This is a genomic window from Pedobacter jamesrossensis (assembly GCF_042650905.1).
Taxonomy (GTDB): Bacteria; Bacteroidota; Bacteroidia; order Sphingobacteriales; family Sphingobacteriaceae; genus Pedobacter; species Pedobacter jamesrossensis.
Map to the genome: position 1 here is coordinate 69,766 of NZ_JBHSBY010000004.1, position 20,351 is coordinate 90,116.

General features: G+C 35.6%; 14 protein-coding genes. 8 read left to right on the forward strand and 6 right to left on the reverse strand.

The annotated features are described in order from the left end of the window. Window positions 1-79 precede the first annotated feature (79 nt). The 4 genes from ACFOUY_RS00470 to ACFOUY_RS00485 are packed head-to-tail and all read right to left on the reverse strand — an operon-like array spanning window position 80 to window position 6,482. Window positions 80-943, reverse strand: a complete 864-nt coding sequence (locus tag ACFOUY_RS00470; RefSeq protein ID WP_378958476.1) for an N-acetylglucosamine kinase — start codon at window positions 941-943, stop codon at window positions 80-82. A gap of 16 nt (window positions 944-959) precedes the next feature. Next, a complete protein-coding gene (locus tag ACFOUY_RS00475) occupies window positions 960-2,273 on the reverse strand; it encodes a TolC family protein (RefSeq protein ID WP_378958477.1) in 1,314 nt (437 codons plus the stop codon). 1 nt (window position 2,274) lies between these two features. Further along, complete coding sequence (locus ACFOUY_RS00480; protein ID WP_378958478.1) at window positions 2,275-5,388, reverse strand: efflux RND transporter permease subunit; 3,114 nt, start codon at window positions 5,386-5,388, stop codon at window positions 2,275-2,277. Between the two features lie 2 nt (window positions 5,389-5,390). Further along, window positions 5,391-6,482 (reverse strand): efflux RND transporter periplasmic adaptor subunit, encoded by a 1,092-nt coding sequence (locus ACFOUY_RS00485; RefSeq protein WP_378958479.1) that lies wholly within the window; start codon window positions 6,480-6,482, stop codon window positions 5,391-5,393. Between the two features lie 534 nt (window positions 6,483-7,016). Here ACFOUY_RS00485 and ACFOUY_RS00490 point away from each other — a divergent pair. Continuing rightward, on the forward strand, window positions 7,017-8,846 hold the full coding sequence (locus ACFOUY_RS00490; protein ID WP_378958480.1) for a M61 family metallopeptidase: 1,830 nt from the start codon (window positions 7,017-7,019) through the stop codon (window positions 8,844-8,846). A gap of 95 nt (window positions 8,847-8,941) precedes the next feature. Here ACFOUY_RS00490 and ACFOUY_RS00495 read toward each other — a convergent pair whose 3' ends face one another. Beyond that, window positions 8,942-9,409, reverse strand: coding sequence for a hypothetical protein (locus ACFOUY_RS00495; RefSeq protein WP_378958481.1), 468 nt, complete (start codon window positions 9,407-9,409; stop codon window positions 8,942-8,944). Window positions 9,410-9,674: 265 nt separating this feature from the next. Between ACFOUY_RS00495 and ACFOUY_RS00500 the strand changes: the two genes are divergently transcribed. The 3 genes from ACFOUY_RS00500 to ACFOUY_RS00510 all read left to right on the forward strand — a co-directional run bounded on the left by ACFOUY_RS00500 (window position 9,675) and on the right by ACFOUY_RS00510 (window position 14,556). Continuing rightward, complete coding sequence (locus ACFOUY_RS00500) at window positions 9,675-11,450, forward strand: AMP-dependent synthetase/ligase (RefSeq protein WP_378958482.1); 1,776 nt, start codon at window positions 9,675-9,677, stop codon at window positions 11,448-11,450. Further along, window positions 11,422-13,140 carry a gamma-glutamyltransferase gene (ggt, locus tag ACFOUY_RS00505; protein ID WP_378958483.1) on the forward strand — a complete coding sequence of 573 codons (1,719 nt, stop codon included), beginning with the start codon at window positions 11,422-11,424 and terminating at the stop codon, window positions 13,138-13,140. The genes ACFOUY_RS00500 and ggt overlap by 29 nt, the downstream gene beginning before the upstream one ends. A 96-nt stretch (window positions 13,141-13,236) precedes the next feature. Then, on the forward strand, window positions 13,237-14,556 hold the full coding sequence (locus tag ACFOUY_RS00510) for a DUF6089 family protein (protein WP_378958526.1): 1,320 nt from the start codon (window positions 13,237-13,239) through the stop codon (window positions 14,554-14,556). Between the two features lie 47 nt (window positions 14,557-14,603). Here the strand turns inward: ACFOUY_RS00510 and ACFOUY_RS00515 are convergent, their stop codons facing one another. Continuing rightward, window positions 14,604-15,581, reverse strand: a complete 978-nt coding sequence (locus tag ACFOUY_RS00515) for a hypothetical protein (protein ID WP_378958484.1) — start codon at window positions 15,579-15,581, stop codon at window positions 14,604-14,606. A gap of 125 nt (window positions 15,582-15,706) precedes the next feature. Here ACFOUY_RS00515 and ACFOUY_RS00520 point away from each other — a divergent pair, with 125 nt between their 5' ends. The 4 genes from ACFOUY_RS00520 (at window position 15,707) to ACFOUY_RS00535 (ending at window position 20,190) form a co-directional block, all read left to right on the forward strand. Next, window positions 15,707-16,141, forward strand: a complete 435-nt coding sequence (locus ACFOUY_RS00520) for a MarR family winged helix-turn-helix transcriptional regulator (protein WP_378958485.1) — start codon at window positions 15,707-15,709, stop codon at window positions 16,139-16,141. 1 nt (window position 16,142) lies between these two features. Next, complete coding sequence (locus ACFOUY_RS00525) at window positions 16,143-18,548, forward strand: 3-hydroxyacyl-CoA dehydrogenase/enoyl-CoA hydratase family protein (protein WP_378958486.1); 2,406 nt, start codon at window positions 16,143-16,145, stop codon at window positions 18,546-18,548. 82 nt (window positions 18,549-18,630) lie between these two features. Continuing rightward, on the forward strand, window positions 18,631-18,954 hold the full coding sequence (locus ACFOUY_RS00530; RefSeq protein WP_378958487.1) for a four helix bundle protein: 324 nt from the start codon (window positions 18,631-18,633) through the stop codon (window positions 18,952-18,954). Between the two features lie 60 nt (window positions 18,955-19,014). Continuing rightward, window positions 19,015-20,190: an acetyl-CoA C-acyltransferase gene (locus tag ACFOUY_RS00535; protein ID WP_378958488.1), complete on the forward strand. Its 1,176-nt coding sequence runs from the start codon at window positions 19,015-19,017 to the stop codon at window positions 20,188-20,190. Window positions 20,191-20,351 lie beyond the last annotated feature (161 nt).

Sequence of the window (20,351 nt, forward strand, 5' to 3'; positions counted from 1 at the left end):
GTAATTATAACAAAATGATTGATGTTATGTTTAATATTCTTTTAAGATTTTCTTAATATTCTGAAGTAAGCATTTTTTGCTAGATGGCCTGTTTTACTACACCTTCCTTTTGTAAGATAAAATTAAAAAGATCTTCAATTGGCTTTTGCAGAATTTTCCCTGAAGTAATTCCATTTTCAGCTAACACACTTTTTAAAACATCTTGATAATAGTATGCAATGGAGCCAACAAAATGGCAAGGAACTGTTTTGTGATTTGGATAGTCTTTTATATTCGTATCTACAAATTCTTGAAAGCCCTTTTTAAGAATATCATAAATAAAAGGATGTTCATGATTGTTTGCTAAAAACCTGCTAAAACTGGCAAGGTAAATATTTGGGAAAGGCTTTTGGTAAATATTTGTTATTATCTGTTCTTTCTCTACCGGAAAAGTCTTTTTAAATTCTGACTCCAAATCTGAAGGCATTTTTTTATACAAATAACTAAGCAAAACCTTTTTACCGAAAAAGGTTCCTGATCCTTCATCGCCTAAAACGTAACCCAGACCATGGTGTCCATCGTGTATTTTTTTTCCGTCGAAATAACAAATGTTGGAACCAGTTCCTAAAATACAATTTAAGCCTTCTGAATCGCCGCAAGTGGCATAAACTGATCCTAAAAGGTCGTGTTCTACAGAAATAAAAGCGTTTGTAAAAACGGTAGATAATCCATTTGAAACAACTTCATGCTTATCAGGAGAGGAGCAGCCCGCCCCAAAAAAATAAATTTCTTTAACCTCTTTAGCAAGTGGTGCTATAATTTCATTTTTGGATATTATACGGCTAATCTCTTGCTCATTTAAAAAGTAAGGATTTATACCTTGAGTGTTAAACTTAATAGTTTCACCATTAAAATAACCCATCCAATCTGTTTTGGAAGAGCCACTATCTGCAACGAGTATCATGCAATAAATATAAAAATTAATTAGACAAATTTATATTTCCACTGATTTCTTTTAGAGTGATTTCTGATAGCTTAGCTTGGTATTGCATCTCAATAAATCGATTTTGTGCGTCAATTGAGTTTCTTTGGGCCTCTCTTAATTCGAGGGGAGCAATACTTCCTAAACGATACTTTGCTAAGGTGATATCGAGATTTTCTTTTGCTATATCTACATTCCTTTGTTCTAACTTTACCAAATCTAAGTAGGTACTGTAATTTTGATACGCGGTTAGCAATTGAGAACTTATATCAAGTTTTGTTTTATCTAAGTTTAATGAAGAATTTTCGATATCAAGTTTCGCATTCCGCTCTTGCTGTCTTTGTAGAAAGCCATTAAAAATATTCAAACTTGCAGTAACGCCATAAGTAAAGCCATTTGCGGCAAATTTTTGGTTAAACCCAGTAGGACTTGTGCTATTTGTACGGCTGTAACCAGAATTTAAACTCACAACAGGGTACCTTGCGCCTTTAATAGATTTTAAATTTAATGCTGCAACTCTTTGATTTATAAAAGCATTTTGAACATTTGGATTTTGCTTTTGAGATAATTCAGCCAATTGGCTATAAATTAATGCCTGATCTATATTAATATCATTATCTACTGAAAAAGTAAGATTTACATTTCGAACCATTAGCTGATTTAATCGCACTTTTGCTACTTGCAAATTGTTTTTTTGTTGCAGATAGTTTGAAGTATCCGTATTGTAATCAACTTGAGCAGTTAAGACATCGAGCTTAGACCCACGGCCTAATTGCAACTTTGTTTTCGCAATTTTTTCTCTGAAAACAGAAATATCAATGGCGCTATCTGCTGCAATAACTAGCTTTTGTTGCCTAACAACATCATAGTATGCCGAAATCACATCAGCAATTGTAGTTAATATGGCTAAGCGAGAATTTAATTCGCCTTGTTTTTGCAATTCTTTTAAACGGTCATAATTGGCAAACATGCTAAAGCCATCAAAAACAGTCCAGTTTAAATCTGCGCCTATATCATTGTTTGTACTTCTTGCTCCAGTTATTACTCTATCGGCTCCAGTTGCAGGTGTTTGGCGAGTATTTTGAATACTTCCTCCATTTGAATAGGTTCCGGTTAAATTTGGTAGCATACCTGCATTACCAATATTTGCATTGTTTTTGGCGATTTTAACCCCGTTTTGACTTATTTTAATATCATAGTTATTCTGCATTGCAATTGAGATTGCATCTTGCAAAGTCAACTTTTCTTGGGCTTTCACAGCGAAAGAAAAAGTGCTTAATAATAATATAAACAGATTTATTCTTTTAATCATTTTAGTTGTGTTGATGCTCTAAGGCTTCTTTTTCAAAACGTTCGGCTTCTTTTAAATCTTTATTAGGTTTATATGGTTTTGCCCAGTAGGAATAAATCGCCGGGATAACAAATAGCGTTAAAATTAGTGAAAACATAGTTCCACCTACGATAACCGTACCCATACTCATTCTACTTTTTGCCGCTGCACCTAAAGCGAGCGCAATTGGTAAAGCACCAATAGCAATGGCCAAACTCGTCATTAAAATTGGTCTTAAACGAGAAACAGAAGCTTCTCGAATTGCCTCTGGAATTGGAATCCCTTTTTCTTTAAGCTGATTTGCAAATTCTACAATCAAAATACCATTTTTGGTTACCAAACCGATTAACATAATCGTACCGATTTGGCTGAAAATATTCCAGCTTTGCCCGCACAGCCACAAGGATAAAAATGCACCTGCAACGGCCATTGGTACAGTTAAAATAATAATAATTGGGTCTTTAAAACTTTCGAATTGTGCCGATAGGATTAAATAAACTAATAGTAATGCTAGTCCAAACGCAAAAAATGTATTTGATGAACTCTCTTTAAAATCTCGCGATTCTCCACTTAAATCAGTTGAAAAACTTTCATCCAAAACTTTTTTAGAAATCGCATCCATTGCATCAATACCTTCACCAATACTTTTGCCAGGGGCTAAGCCTGCAGAAACCGTTGCCGAAATAAAACGATTGTTTCTATACAATTGAGGCGGACTACTTTGTTCTTTTGCAGTAACTAAGTTGTCGAGCTGAACCAATTCGCCTTTATCACTTCTAACATATACAGAACTTAAATCTAAAGGATCTTTCCTATCTACTCTATCAAATTGGCCAATAACCTGATATTGCTTTCCATTCATAAAGAAATAAGAAAAGCGTTGCCCACTCAAACCCAGGTTTAAGGTTTGTGCAATTGCCGAAATTGAAACGCCTAAGTTTTTTGCTTTATCTCTATCTATTGTTAAGTTAATTTCTGGCTTATTAAATTTTAGGTTAACATCAGAAACGGTAAAAGTTGGATCTTTTGCAACTTCATCCATAAACAAAGGTACTTTTTCACGAAGTTTTTCGAAATTTTGTGCCTGAATAATGTAGCTTATCGGTAATCCGCCACGGCGACCAACAGAAATGGTTGGCTGTTGATTTACAATAACTTTACCTTCGCTATACTTTTTGGTAATTCGGGTAAGCATATCAGCAATTTCCTTCTGCGAGCGTTCTCTCTCTTCGGGATTTACCAAACCCATTCGAACAAAACCCGAGTTTGTAGAACCTGCACCTCCAAATCCTGGAGATGTGATGGTAATATTTACATTTTTTTCAGGAACTGAGTCGATAACCATGTCGTTTATCTTCATGATAAATTTATCAGTTGCCGTAAAAGATGCACCTTCGGGCAGGGTTACATTCATATTAATGGCACTTCTATCATCGTAAGGGGCGGTTTCTTTTGGTAGAACTTTCCAGAATAAGAAAATCAATCCCATACAAATCACAATAATTGGAATGGATAACCACCTTTTATCTAAAAACTTATTTAGGTTCGATTCGTAAGCATCATTTAATTTAACGAAATAGGGCTCAGTCCAGTTGTAAAATTTCGATGGCTTATGACCGCCTTTTTTCATTAAATAAGCATTAAGCATTGGCGTAAGTGTTAGCGATACAAAGGCCGAAACCAAAACGGCAGCGCCAATTACGACTCCAAACTCTCTAAATAATCGACCAACAAAACCCTGTAGAAATATTACTGGTAAAAACACGGCTGCTAATGTGATTGAAATAGAAATTACGGCAAAGAAAATCTCGTTTGAACCTTTAATTGCGGCCTCGAATGGCGACATCCCTTCTTCGACTTTCTTAAATATATTTTCGGTAACTACAATACCATCATCAACCACTAAACCGGTAGCCAAAACAATGGCCAGTAAGCTAAGTACATTTATCGAAAAGCCGAAAGCGTACATGATAAAAAATGTAAAAATCAGTGAAACCGGAATATCGATTAATGGTCTGAAGGCGATTCCCCAATCTCTAAAGAAAAGGTAGATTATCAGAATTACCAGAACTAAAGATAAACCAATCGTTTCTGCAACTTCTGTTACCGAACGTTTGATGAACAGGGTATTATCCAGAGAAACATTTAATTTGATATCTTTAGGCATATCTGCTTTTAGTTTATCAAAACGCTTGTAAAACTCATTGGTAATATCCAAATAATTTGCACCTGGCTGCGGAATAATTGCCACAGCAACCATTGGTCGACCGGATTCTCTTAAAACAGTTTCTTCGTTTTCTGAACCTAGTACAGCATAACCAATATCTTTTAATTTAACAACTTGATTGCTATCCGATTTTAGAATTAGGTTATTAAACTGGTCTTCGTTAGTTAATTTTCCAAGTGTTTTAACCGTAAGTTCGGTTGTTGCACCGGTTATTTTGCCCGATGGAAGTTCCACATTCTCATTATCAAGTGCTGTAACAATATCTTGAGATGTTAAACCATAAGCACTTAGCTTATTTGGGTCCATCCAAATACGCATCGAATATTTTCGTTGTCCTTGAATTTGAACACTACTAACACCCGGAATGGTCTGAATTCGGTCGGCAATTACGTTTTCTGCAAAATCACTTAATTCAAGCGTGTTTCTTTTATCACTTTGAATTGTCATTGATAAAATCGCATCGGAGTTTGCATCTGCCTTACTTACTGTTGGTAAGCCATCAATATCTTTGGGTAAAGTTCTGGCTGCCTGAGAAACCTTATCACGCACATCATTTGTGGCTTCTTCAATATTTTTATCGAGGTTAAATTCTACGGTGATATTACTTGTTCCCTGATTACTTGATGATGAAATATTACGAATACCATCAATAGAGTTAATCGATTTTTCTAATGGCTCGGTAATTTGCGACTCGATGATATCTGAGTTTGCACCTGGATAAGATGTTCTTACCGAAACAACTGTTGGGTCGATAGAGGGATATTCTCTTACGCCTAAAAAGTTGTAACCAATTACCCCAAAAAGGACAATCAAAAGGTTCATAACTATGGCAAGAACCGGCCTTTTTATACTCGTGGTTGAAATACTCATAATTATTCTTTAACCAGATTAACTTTAACAGGAGCATCTTTTTTTAACGCCATTGAGCCTGTTGTTAAAACGGTATCGCCTGCTTTTAGCCCTGAAGTAATTACAATATTTTCATCTGTTCTTGTTCCGGCTTCGATAGGAACTTCCTGAGCTTTACCATTTTTTTGGATGTATACAATCTTTCCTTTTAAAACAGGAATCACAGCCTCATTAGGAATTAAAATGGCATTTTGTAATGTACTAAGCGCCAGTTTAATTTTCGCAAAAGAGCCAGGAAGTAAAGCGTTATCTGCATTTGAAGCCAACGCTCTAATTTGTAAAGTACGTGTGGCTGTATTTATGCCAGGTTCGATAGCGTAAACTTTGCCTATGTTTTGTTTTGATGAACCATCGGTTGTGAAATTTATTTCAGTACCGATTTTTATTTGTCCAGCATATTTTTCTGGAATAGAGAAGGTAATTTTAACAGGATTAGTACTTACTAAGTTGGCAATAACTGTTGCCGGGGTTAAATAGGTGCCAGATGAAATGCTGCGCAAACCAATGCGGCCACTAAATGGTGCACGAATTGTAGTTTTTGCCAATTGTGCCCTTACTAAATTAGTTTGCGATTGGAATGATCTTAAATCGGCTAAAGAGGTGTCATATTCTTCCTGGCTGATAGCTCCTTTTTCCAAAAGTTGCTTTGCTCTGCTTTCGTTTGTTCCAGAAAGTTTTTGCTTGGTTAATGCGTCTTGTAGTTGCGCTTGAATATCTCTGTCGTTAATTTTTACTAAGACAGTTCCTTTAGAAACCGTTGTGCCTTCTTTAAAAAAGATTCCGGTAACTAAACCAGAAACTTCACTTTTAAGTACAATAGATTCATTTGCTTCTATTGCGCCAGTAACTTCTAAATCAGTATCGAATTTTGATAATTTAACGACCATACCATCAACTGCAATTGCCGGAGATGATTTTCCATCTTTTCCACCCTTACCTTTTGAGGCAGGTGCACCACCTTTACCTTCTATCTTTTTGTTTGCATTAATTCGGTAGTAAACCAAGTAAGCCAGGCCTAAAGCCAAAACAATGTAAATTATATATCTTTTCTTCATTTGTGTTTATATCGCCTTCTTGCGGGTGTTAAATTATAAATATTCCAAAATGGCTCGTAAAAATATTCAAAAGTTCATGCATAAATTTGTTGTATTAAGGATGTTACCGATTGCTCCATTTAATTAGGTAGTCATTAGTTCAATAATCTTCGTTAACAGTTTAGCTCATTTGGGCTAAATTTTAACAATTTATCAAACAATGATTAAAAAAAAACTATTGTTTCCGATTACAATAACAGCTTAGACTATTATAGTGACGAAAATATGCAGCTTTAGTTTAAAAGTTCACAACTATTTTACATTCTAATTTTTTAAACTTAGAAACAGTTTAAAAATGATTTTTAGATTTTATGAACGTGTCTCCACGTTCTATAAAGTAATTGGAATTGAAATTTAAACAGTTTCTTAAATTTTGGTGATAAAATTAACTATTGACCAATAAATGAGCACCCTCACAACTATTTTACAACCCTTTTTAGAATTAAATTTTAAAGCAAGGCGATAAAATATAAATTTGTGGCAAAACACATATATATGTTTATTAAAAAATCGATTTTAAGTTTAGTTGTATTACTAACATCTATTATGGCAGCGAAGGCGCAAGTTAAAATAGGTTTCGAGGTTTCCTTTAAAGAACCTCAGGCACATTATGCTGAAGTGCAAATGAATATTTCTGGCTTGGCGAAAGATTATGTTGATGTTAAAATGCCAGTTTGGACTCCAGGTTCTTATTTAATCCGCGAGTTTGAAAAAAGCGTTGAAGGATTTAAGGCTTCAGCTTCTGGAAAAGCATTAAAAGTAGAAAAAGTAAGAAAAAATATTTGGCGAGTTTATTCTTCGAAAGCAAAGGATATCAAAATTAATTATCGAGTTTATGCTTTCGAAATTTCAGTTCGTACAGCTTTTATTGATGAATCTCACGCTTTCTTATCGCCAACAGGTATTTTTATGTACCCAGAAGGAATGATTAAATCGCCAAGTACAGTAAAAATTATTCCTTTTAAAACCTGGAGTAAAGTTTCCACAGGCCTACCAATGGTAGCAGGCGAAACTTTTACTTATAAAGCGAGTGACTTTGATATTCTGTTCGATAGCCCTATAGAAGTTGGTAATCAAGATACTTTTGAATTTATGGCTTCTGGTGTTCGCCACGAAGTTGCAATGTACGGTGGTGGTAACTATGATAAAGAAAAGTTAAAAGTAGATATGGCTAAAATTGTAGAACAGGAAACTGCAGTTTATGGCGAAAATCCGAATAAATATTATTTGTTCATTGTTCATAATTTTGCTCGCGGCGGAGGTGGTTTAGAGCATTTAAACTCTACAACTTTGGGTGCAACAAGAGATGCTTATAATACAGAAAAAGGTTACAAAGGATTTTTAAGCTTGGTTGCCCACGAATATCATCACCTTTGGAACGTTAAGCGCTTACGCCCGGTAGCTTTAGGTCCGTTTGATTATGATAACGAAAACTACACGACAAACCTTTGGGTGGCTGAAGGTTTTACTTCTTATTATGAAAACAAATATATTTTAAGAGCAGGTTTTGATGATCCAAATGGCTTTGTTAATGGCTTAGCTGGCGGTATTGCTACAGTTTTAAATACACCGGGTTCTAAATTACAATCTGCTTCTGCTTCTAGTTACGATGCATGGATTATTGGTTATCGCCCAAATGAAAACTCTAAAAACATTGCGATTTCTTATTACAATAAAGGCGAGGTAATTGGTATTTTGATGGATTTAGAAATCATCAATGCAACAAAAGGCGCAAAAAGCTTAGATGATGTAATGAAAGCGATGTACTTACAGTGCAAAACTTTAAAACGTGGTTATACCGATGCTGAATTTAAAGCAATGGTCGAAAAAATATCAGGTATCAGTTTTACAAACTTCTGGGTAAAATATGTTAATGGCGTGGTTGATGCTGAATACGTTAAATACTTCAGTTATGCGGGTGTTAATGTTTCAACGGAAAATGCAACTCCAGGTAAACCTGTCACAGGCGCAGCGGCACAATTAGCTAACGATGGTTTAGCTATAACATCTACAACAAGAGGTTCTGCTGCTTGGGAGGCAGGTTTAAACGTAAATGATATAATTATTTCATTAGATGATATCACCGTTGGAGATGCAATAAGTACTTTAAGATTGCGTGCACCACAGGTTTCTTTAGAATCTTTACCTGTTGTGGCTAAAAAACAAATTGGCGATGTTTTGAAACTTAAAGTAAAACGTGATGGGATTCAAAAGGAAATTTCTTTAACCTTAAAAGAAAATCCAAGTGTACGTTTAAAAGCTACTATTGATGAAAATGCATCAGCAGCGCAAAAAACTGTACTTAAAAAATGGATGGGTATTTAATTCATTTACAAAAGTCTTAAACAAAAAACACCTTTCAGGATTTCTGAAAGGTGTTTTTTGTTTCAAGCACTAGACTTTTATTACTTAGCTTGAGATTAAAAAGTGTATCTAAAACCTAATCCAAATCTGCCAGCACTGAAATTGCTGCCATTATCACCTAAATAAATACGTGGTCTCCAGTCTAAAGCAACGGCTAATGGCGCTCCTTTAATTTTGTAATCAACTCCAGCCATTGGTACTAAGTAAAAGCTCGAGCCTCCATCGTATAGTTGTAATGATGGACCACCACCAGCGAAAAAGTCTAACCCGTCAGCGCCTTTAATTGCAGTATTATATTGAAGAAAAGCTTGTAGGAAAGTAGAATTTCCACCGAAAAGAACCTCAGCTTGTACTGCACCTTTTCTTCCAAAGTGATGTCTTAACGATGGGCCGACTAAAGTAGCACCATCACCAAAATCAAGTCCTAAACCTACGCCTGTTTTATAATTTTGAGCTTTAACTTCAGTTGTAGTTAATGCAAATAAGGCTGCGCATCCAAAAATAGTAAAAAGTAATTTTTTCATAATCTAAAATTTTATAATGTTTTTTTTAAAGTATTATCAGCCTAACAACTTTAATGCCGATTATGTTTTTTAAGTAAAAATCTAATTAGATAAAAACAATGCTTGCATAGCAATTTTGTAATTACTAAGTTTATTAAAATATTTTTAGCTGCTTTTACAATTGATATTAAAATGCAGCTAAAAACTTTTTTTGATGAAATGGATGCAAGAGATTTATCTCTTTTATTGTTTGATTTTTTTAACTTAACCAAATATTACAAATCATATGGCTGCAGCAATTAAACGAGTTTTCGATCTCTTAAAATATAGCCTTGAGCAACCTCAGCAAGAGTTCATTAGCGGTAAAATAAACGGCAAATGGATAAATTATAGTACAGCAGAGTTTTGTGAAGTTGCAGATAATTTAAGCCGGGGTTTAATAAACAAAGGAATTGGCAAAGGTGGTCGTGTTGCAGTAATGTCTCATAACAGACCGGAATGGAATATCGCAGATTTTGCAGCCAACCAAATCGGAGCATATCAAATTCCACTCTATCCAACACTTGCCGACAACGATATTCAATTTATATTAAAGGATGCAGAAATATCCATCATTTTTGTAGCCGATGAAGATTTATATAAAAAGGTTAAACCAAATGTAGAAGCAGTAAATCCGAATATTAAAATATACACATTTAATGATGTTTCGGGAGCTGATAACTGGAAATTATTAACTGATGAAGGCAAAGCTAGAACCGAAATTAATCTGGATGAGTATCGGGATAAAATTGAACCAGAAGATATTCTAACCTTAATATATACATCTGGTACAACAGGGACCCCAAAAGGTGTAATGCTTACACACGATAATTTAGTTGCAAACTTTATAAATTCCTCTGTCGTAATGCCTGAGGGTGTAAATAAAGCACTTAGTTTTCTTCCATTATCGCACATCTTTGAGCGGATGATTATCTATTTATATCTGTATAACCGTACTTCTATTTATTATGCAGAAAGTATGGAAACAATAGTAGCTGATATTCAGCATGTAAAACCTAACTCGTTTTCTACCGTTCCGCGTTTACTGGAAAAGGTTTACGATAAAATTATGGAAAAAGGTAAAGCACTTACAGGAATTAAGAAAGGAATTTTCTTTTGGTCAGTTGCTTTGGCGGAGAAATACACAACTAATGCAAGCGCCTGGTACAATTTTAAATTAAATATTGCACGTAAACTTGTTTTCAAAAAGTGGCAGGAAGCTCTTGGAGGAGAAATTGTAGTTATCGTTTCTGGAGGAGCGGCTCTAAATCCAAGGTTAGCAAGAATTTTTTGGGCTGCAGGGATGCCGGTTTTCGAAGGTTACGGACTAACAGAAACATCTCCTGTTATAACGGTTAATCATTTCGGAGGAACAATGTTCGGCTCAGTTGGCGAAGTTATTAAAGGTGTTGAAGTTAAAATTGCCCAAGATGGGGAAGTTCTAACACGAGGACATCAGGTTATGAAAGGTTATTATAATCGTCCTGATTTAACCGCTGAAGCTATTGATAAAGATGGATGGTTTCATACTGGAGATATCGGTGAACTAGTAGATGGTCGTTTTTTGAGAATAACCGACCGTAAAAAGGAAATGTTTAAAACAGCGGGAGGTAAGTATATTGCCCCACAAATGCTTGAAAATAAATATAAAGAATCTATTTTTATTGAGCAAATAATGGTTTTAGGGGAAAACAAGAAATTCCCTTCAGCTTTAATTGTACCTAATTTCGAAACACTGAAAACCTGGGCTGGCAGAAAAGGAATTACATTTACATCTAACGAGGAGATTATTAAAAATGAGCAAGTTTTAAGGAAGTATAACGAAGTAATAGAAGCTGCTGGTGCCGACTTTGGTAAGTGGGAGCAAGTTAAGCGTTTTGCTTTATTACCAAAAGAATGGAGTATTGATGGAGGAGAATTAACCCCAAAACTAAGTTTAAAGAGAAAAGTAATTACTGAAAAAAACAATAGTATAATTGAAAAAATATACAAAGATGCAGAAGACTACAAAGCACCAAACTAGTGTTTCCTTTTTAATTTATTTTTTAGCTATAATTTTAATGTCTGGCTGCGTTAGTGGTCAGTTGGGTAAAAACAACAGTGGCGAATATAAAAATGGGATGGTGGTTTCTGCTCACCCTAAAGCTTCAGAAGTTGGTATAGAAATTTTAAAAAAGGGTGGGAATGCGGTTGATGCCGCGGTTGCAGTTCAATTTGCTTTAGCTGTGGTTTATCCCAATGCGGGCAATATTGGCGGTGGTGGATTTATGGTCTATCGTTCATCGAAAGGTGAAATAAATGCGCTCGATTTTAGAGAAAAAGGTCCTTCTTCTGCAAGTAGAGATATGTATCTGGATTCTACAGGTAATCCTATTGTTGCTAAAAGTTTATACGGTCAGCTTGCCTCGGGCGTTCCTGGTTCTGTTGATGGAATGGTTGAAGCGCATAAAAAATATGGTAAATTAAGTTGGAAAGAGGTTATTCAACCAGCAATTGATTTGGCTCAGAACGGATTTCAGATTACAAAGCAGCAAGCCAGTGAATTAAATAATATGCATAGAAATTTTATGAAATTCAATCCTGAAGGAACGGCTTTCATTAATTTGGAGCGTCCCTGGAAAGAAAACGACTTATTAGTGCAAAATGAACTTGCAACTACTTTAAAATTAATTCAAGAAAAAGGAAGAGCAGGTTTTTATGAAGGAGCGGTTGCAGATTCTATTGTATTAGAAATGCAAAAAGGAAAAGGCTTAATTACTAAAGAAGATTTAAAAAACTACCATTCTGTTTGGCGTAAACCAATTACCGGAACTTATCGTGGATATAAAATTATTACTATGCCGCCAACCTCAAGCGGAGGAGTTGCATTGGTACAACTGTTGCAATCTGTAGAACCTTATCCCCTAAAAAAGTGGGGTCACAATTCAGATTCCACAGTTCAGTTAATTGTTGAAGCAGAAAGAAGGGTTTATGCTGATAGAGCAACACATTTAGGTGATCCGGATTTTTATGCTGTTCCCGTAAATGAACTATTAAATCCAGATTACAATAAAAATCGAATGTCAACTTTTAATTGGTCGGCAGCAACTCCAAGCAGTTCTGTTTTGGCAGGTAATGTAAATGGTAAAGAGCATGAGGAAACCACACATTTCTCAATTGTTGATAGGGAAGGAAATGCAGTTTCGATTACAACGACTTTAAATGGCTCTTACGGTTCTTTCGTAGTTGTTAAAGGTGCTGGTTTTTTAATGAATAACGAAATGGACGATTTTTCTGTTAAGCCTGGAGCACCTAATATGTATGGTTTAGTTGGCGGTGAGGCAAATTCTATTGCTCCAAATAAAAGGATGTTAAGTTCGATGACACCAAGTATTGTAGAGAAAGACAATAAATTATTTATGGTAGTTGGTACGCCAGGAGGTTCTACAATTATTACTTCTGTTTTTCAAACGATTATAAATGTTATAGATTTTGAAATGCCGATGCAATCGGCTGTAGCAGCAAAGAAATTCCATCACCAATGGTTGCCTGATGAAGTGTATGCAGAAAAAGACGCTTTGGATAGTTTAACAACCGAAAAATTAAAGGCTAAAGGATATAAAATTGTGCTACGTGGAGGAATTGGGAGAGTTGATGCAATCTTAAAAACAAAGTGGGGGACTTATCAAGGAGGGGCAGATCCAAGAGGGGATGATAAGGCTATCGGATACTAATTGTTGGTAAGTTGAAAATTATTTTGCAATAAAAATCTTTTTGGTATGACAGTTGTAATAGGTCGAAGACGCTTGTTAACGTTAATTAGAAAAGACATGAAATTAAATTTATTTAAATCCCTACCGGTAGCATTAGCCGGATTATTTGTAGGTACTGCTGCGATGGCGCAGGAACCAGCAACATCTTCTCAATTTAGAACTTGGTCTATTGGGGTAAATGCAGGTGCATTAACACCACTTTCTCCTTTAGGTGGAAGAAATGATTTTAGTAACAACAAAACTAGTTTTGGTTACGGATTGTACATTAAAAAACAAATTACTAATTATTTCTCTCTTCGTTTAGATGGAGTTGCAGGTAAATTAAAAGGAGATAATACAGAAGCTTACGATAGTGGTTTCACTAATACGAGCACTGTTTCTGCGTTCGATACAAAATTAAATTATTCAGCTAGCTTAAACGCTGTTGTTAATATGTTTAATATCGATATGTTCAGAAAAGAGAATGCTGTTCAACTTTACACATCTGTTGGTGCTGGTTTAGCAGGTTATAAACCAACTATTACTACAGCCGCTGGAACTTCAGCTTATGCTGGTGATAAAACGATTAGCGAATTAATTATTCCAGTTGGTTTAGGCGCTAAGTTCAAAGTATCTGATGGTGTTAATATCGACTTAGGTTGGACTATCAACTTTGTAGATGGTGATAATTTAGATGGTTTATACAAAAACGGAAATAATGATAAATATAACTATGCTTACGCAGGTTTAGAGTTTGCTTTAGGTAAAGGAAAACAATTGGCTTTCCATAATCCAGTTGCTGCAACTTACGATGAAGCGTTGGCGGCTAAAAACACAGCAAATGCATTGAAAGGTGATTTAGATGCTCAAAAAGCAGAAAATGCTAAATTACGTTCTGATTTAAATAACTTGTTAACTGATACAGATGGCGATGGCGTTGCTGATAAATTAGATAAATGCCCAGGTACACCTTCAGGTACTGTTGTTGACGGTTCAGGTTGTCCTTTAAAAACTCCAGAAAAAGTTGTAGAAAAAGTAGTTGTAACTGAAGAAGATCGTAAAGTTGTTAATGAAGCAATTAAAAATTTAGAATTCGATTTAGGTAAAGCTACTATCCGTTCTAAATCTTACGCATCATTAAACAGAGTTGCTGCTTTATTAGTTCAGAAAAACTTTAGCTTAAAATTAGCTGGTCACACAGATAATACTGGGTCTAAAGCATTAAACTTACGTTTATCTAAAGAAAGAGCAGAATCTGTAAAAGCTTACTTAGTTTCTCAAGGTGCTAATGCATCTCGTATCGAGGCTACAGGTTACGGAATGGGTCAACCAATTGCAACTAACAAAACTGCAGCTGGTCGTCAGAAAAACCGTCGCGTAGAGTTTACACTTTACTAGTCGATAATAAAATTTGATTAAGCCTCCGATGAAAATCGGGGGCTTTTTTATTGAATAGATTTTATAAGTTTCTTGATATCTATCAAATCACTCATCTCAAAACTTATGGATTGAGGAATAAATTTCTGATAAATAATTTGGTTGTCCTTGCTATCGTATATGCTTATAATTTTATCATTACTGCGTTGAGTATATACAAGGTATTTAACAGGTTTCTCTTTATTTAAAATCAAACTATCTAGTTCAGCATACAAAGGGAATTTTAATTTGTAATTATACATTTCTGGCGCAGTTTCTACATTGTAAATCTTATCTGCACCAGCCTTTTTGTTTTCACTGAATAACCTTCTTATGTATTCAGGAACATATAGTGTTTCATTAACAAGCTGTGGTAATCTTACTTTGTTGTAAAATTGAAAATCTAAATACCGGCTTTTACCAGAAATTAAACCATCATTAACTTGTTTTAAGTATCCAGCCAAAAAACCTGGCGACCAATTGTAGAGTGTGGAATTGTTATAAAGTACACTAAGGATATTCGATTTCGGGCCTCTTCTCGCACTTAATTTTCCACCCATTTCTTTAACAATCATGTTGGTATAAACATCAGAATAAAGATTTATAGTGGCTAATACACTTTCCTCCTTTTGTTTAGGTTTTTTTGAAGGTGTAATCAGCTTCAGTGTGTAAACAATATTTACTTTGGTAGTGGTATCTACAGCCTCGCTGTATGCATCAAGATAAAATAACGAATAGCTAGATGAATTCGCGTCATAGTTAGCAAGCTCATTTGGTTTAATGATTTTATAAGGCGTAATTGTCCAAACTTTTTTTATTGCCTCATCAAATTTTTCTAGCTCCTTGTAATCATTATATTGAAAGGTAAAAAGTGTTGTAGTATTTTTAAGGCTATCTAGCTTTCCATTGCTTGATACCTCGCTTCCGAAATAAGATACTTGAGCCTTGCAAATTACCGAAAGAAGAATTAAGGTAAATAGGAGAGGGATTTTTTTTATTTGTAACATATTTATTTGTTTTCAATTGTGTTAATCAATTATAAGAATCTTTTGACAAAAATTCTTCATTTTACTATTGCATTAACAAAATACATTTGTTAGCTTTGTTATGCAAGCATAATAAATTTAACCAAATGAAGCAACAACAAACAATAGATTACCATGTTAAGTTTGCCTGGCAAAACATGTTTAATAAGTACAACCAAATGGCTTCGAGCTTTGGGATAACACAGGCAATTGGTTACATGCTTATTAATATTGATGATGTTGAAGGTACAGCTGTTTCGAACCTCGCCGCGTTGCTTGGCGTAAAGGCAACGAGTCTTTCTCGCATGTTGAATAATATGGAAGACGCTAATCTTATATATCGCGAAACTTCAGCTGGAGATAAACGCTCTGTAAAGGTTTTTTTAACAGACTTTGGTAAAGAAAAGAAACATTTAGCAAAGGGTGTTGTCCGAAAATTTAATGAATATCTTGATGAACATTTTACTAAAAAGGAAAAAGAAACCTTCATCAATTTATTAATAAAACTAAATGATATAACTGTAGCATATACTGTTGATTAATATGAAACGAAGCATTAATAAAGTTGCTGTTTTAGGTTCAGGAATTATGGGTTCGCGTATTGCATGCCATTTCGCCAATATTGGTGTAGAGGTTTTGCTTTTAGATATTGCCCCGAAAGAACTGTTGCCCGAAGAACAAGCAAAAGGACTCGCATTAGATAACCCGGCGGTTAAAAACCGAATTGTAAATACAGCTTTGCAAACGGCTGTAAAAACCAATCCATCTCCGGTATATTCTAAAAAAGTATTAAATAAAATTAAAACAGGAAATTTCGATGATGATATGTCGAAAATTGCTGGCTTTGATTGGGTAATTGAAGTGGTTGTCGAAAATCTGGATATCAAAAAGAAAGTTTTCGAGCAGGTAGAGCAGTTCCGCAAAGCGGGAACTTTAATTACTTCAAATACTTCGGGTATTCCAATTCATTTGATGGCCGAGGGTAGAAGCGAAGATTTTAAAGCGCATTTCTGCGGAACACACTTTTTTAATCCTCCTCGTTATTTAAAATTATTGGAGGTAATTCCAACACCGCATACCAAACCAGAAATTGTAGATTTCTTAATGCATTATGGTGATAAATTTTTAGGCAAAACCACTGTTTTATGTAAAGATACGCCAGCTTTTATAGCAAATCGGGTTGGCGTTTATTCTATCATGGCCTTGCTTCATTTGGTTGATAAATTAGATTTAACCGTAGAAGAGGTTGATAAATTTACTGGTCCGGCTTTAGGCCGACCAAAATCGGCTACTTTCCGTACTTCGGATGTGGTGGGTTTAGATACCATGATTAAGGTTGCAAAAGGCCTTTATGATAACTGTCCTGACGATAAAGCACACGAATTGTTTAAACTTCCTGCATACGTGCAAAAAATGGAAGAAAATAAATGGTTGGGCGATAAAACAAATCAGGGTTTCTATAAAAAAACTAAAACGGCTGATGGCAAAACTGAAATCCTCGCTTTAGATTTAAAAACATTAGAATATAAACCTCAGCAAAAAGTAAAATCGGCGACATTAGAAATGACCAAGCCAATTGAAAATCTTCGCGAACGCATGAAGATTTTTGCGAAAGGAAAAGATAAAGCAGGCGAATTGTTCCGCCATTCTTCTTTCGGTTTGTTCGAATATGTTTCGGATCGGATTCCAGAAATTTCAGATGAATTGTACCGCATTGATGATGCCATGCGTGCAGGCTTCGGCTGGGAACTAGGTCCTTTTGAACTTTGGGATGCCGTTGGTGTTAAAGAAGCAATTGAAGGAATGGAGCAATACGGAAACAAAGCTGCGGCTTGGGTTCACGAAATGCTTGATGCAGGAAACACTTCTTTCTATAAAGTAGAAGGTGGTATTAAAAAGTATTATGATATTCCATCAAAATCATATAAAGCCTTACAAGGTACAGATGATTTTATCATTTTAGATAACATCCGCGAAAACAAAACGCTTTGGAAAAACTCTGGTGTTTCCATTATTGATTTAGGCGATGGTATTTTGAATGTGGAATTCCATACCAAGATGAATACCATTGGTGGCGATGTAATCTCTGGAATTAATAAGGCTATTGATATGGCTGAAAAAGATTACCGCGGTTTGGTTATCGGTAACGATGGTGCAAATTTCTCTGCCGGTGCAAACGTGGGTATGATTTTCATGATGGCCGTAGAGCAGGAATGGGATGAATTAAACATGGCGATTCGAATGTTTCAGAATACTTCGATGCGCATTCGTTACTCATCAATTCCGGTGGTAGTTGCGCCGCATAATTTAACTTTAGGAGGCGGTTGCGAGTTTAGTTTACATGCCGACCATGTTCAACTATCGGCAGAAACTTATATGGGGTTAGTAGAGTTTGGAGTTGGTGTAATTCCTGGTGGTGGCGGAACAAAAGAATTCGCTTTGCGTGCTTCGGATGAGTTTAAAGACGACCAAATTGTTCAAAATGCGTTAAAAGACCGCTTCTTAACGATTGGAATGGCAAAAGTTTCTACTTCGGGTTACGAAGCTTATGAATTGGGTTATCTACAAAAAGATAAATTCTCTATTTCGATGAACCGTAATCGCCTATTGGCTGATGCAAAAGCAAAAGCAATTGAATTGGCCGATGCGGGTTATACCAAACCTGTTCAAAGAACTGATATTAAGGTTCTTGGCAAGCAGGGTTTAGGAATTGTGTATGCAGGTGCAAATAGTATGTATGCTGGTCATTACATTTCTGAACACGATAAAAAAATATCTGAAAAATTAGGTTACGTAATGTGTGGTGGCGATTTATCTTCCCCTACAGAAGTAAGCGAACAATATTTATTGGATTTGGAAAGAGAAGCATTTTTGTCGCTTGCCGGAGAAAGAAAATCGTTAGAAAGAATTCAATCGATAATTACAAAAGGGAAAACGTTGAGGAACTAATTAGTGAGGGAGTAAGGAAAAAGGAGCAAAGAATAAAGACAAACGGCAAAATAGGGTGCAATAATTTTAGGCAGTTACAGATATGGAAAGAAGGTATGGTAATAGCAAAAGCAACTTATTTACTGCTTATAATTTACCTTCAGTAGAAAAATTCGGATTAGTATCTCAGATTTCTCGATGTGCTGTTTCTGTTCCATCAAATATTGCAGAAGGCTCATCAAGATCCTCGAATAAAGAATTTGCACACTTTTTGTCAATTGCACTTGGGTCATTATTTGAACTTGAGACACAGATATTGCTTTCGGTTGATTTAGGTTTCCTTACCTCGGAAAATGTTGAGTTATTGTTAAGCGAAATAATTCAATTACAAAAGAAAATAGCAACGTTTAAAAAAACACTTATATAACGAAATTGGTTAGGGAACCATGTCATTATTCTTTGTTCCTTAATCTTTAATCATAATAAAATGGAAGCATATATTATAGCCGGATATCGTACAGCAGTGGGCAAAGCGCCCCGTGGCGTATTCCGTTTTACAAGAGCTGATGATTTGGCCGCAGAAGTAATTAGAGCTTTGGTGGCGTCGGTTCCGAATTTGGATAATGAACAAATTGATGATGTAATTGTGGGTAATGCTACCCCAGAAGCAGAACAGGGTTTGAATATTGCCCGTATGATTTCGTTGATGGGCCTGGACACGGATAAAGTTCCTGGCGTTACGGTGAACCGATATTGTGCATCGGGTTTGGACACAATTGCGACTGCAGTTGCAAAAATTAAAGCCGGAATGGCCGATTGTATAATCGCTGGCGGCGTAGAGGTGATGAGCGGAATGCCTTTTGGTGGATGGAAATTGGTGCCAAATGCTGAAGTAGCTAAAAACAATCCGGATTGGTATTGGGGAATGGGTTTAACTGCCGAAGCTGTTGCTAAAGAATACAATGTTAATCGTGAAGACCAAGATGCATTTGCTCTAAAATCTCACGAAAAAGCGATTCACGCCATAAAAAATGGACATCTAAAAGATGGTGTTTTGCCAATTACAGTAAACGAAAATTACTTAGATGCGAACTTGAAAAAGAAAACGCGTTCTTATATCGTTGATACGGATGAAGGTCCTCGTGCAGATACCACATTGGAAAAATTGGCAAAATTGAAACCTGTTTTTGATGCGGTTGGAAGTGTTACTGCTGGAAACTCTTCACAAACATCTGACGGTGCTGCATTTGTTTTGGTGGTTTCTGAAAGGAAAATGAAAGAACTAAATGCCGAACCCATTGCAAGATTAGTGAGTTATGGTGTAGCAGGAGTTCCGCCAAGAATTATGGGTATTGGTCCAATTGAGGCCATTCCGAAAGCTTTAAAGCAGGCAGGATTAAAACAATCTGACATGGATTTAATTGAATTGAACGAAGCTTTTGCTTCTCAATCTTTAGCCATCATCAGAACTTTGGACTTAAATCCTGATATAATCAATGTTAACGGTGGCGCAATTGCTCTAGGTCATCCCCTGGGTTGTACTGGTGCAAAATTAACCGTGCAAATGATGAATGAATTAAAAAGACAAGATAAAAAATACGGCATGGTTACAATGTGTGTAGGTACCGGGCAAGGTGCAGCGGGGATATTTGAGCTTTTGTAGAATATTTTGCTTAGGCGCATCGTCATTGCGAGGTACGAAGCAATCTTAATGCTTTGGGTTAGTATAAGCGATATTTGTAGGGTTGCTTTGTACCTCGCAATGACGGCTGTATTAAGAATAAAATTATTATGATTTGAATTTGAGCAGGTCTCAAATCTCAT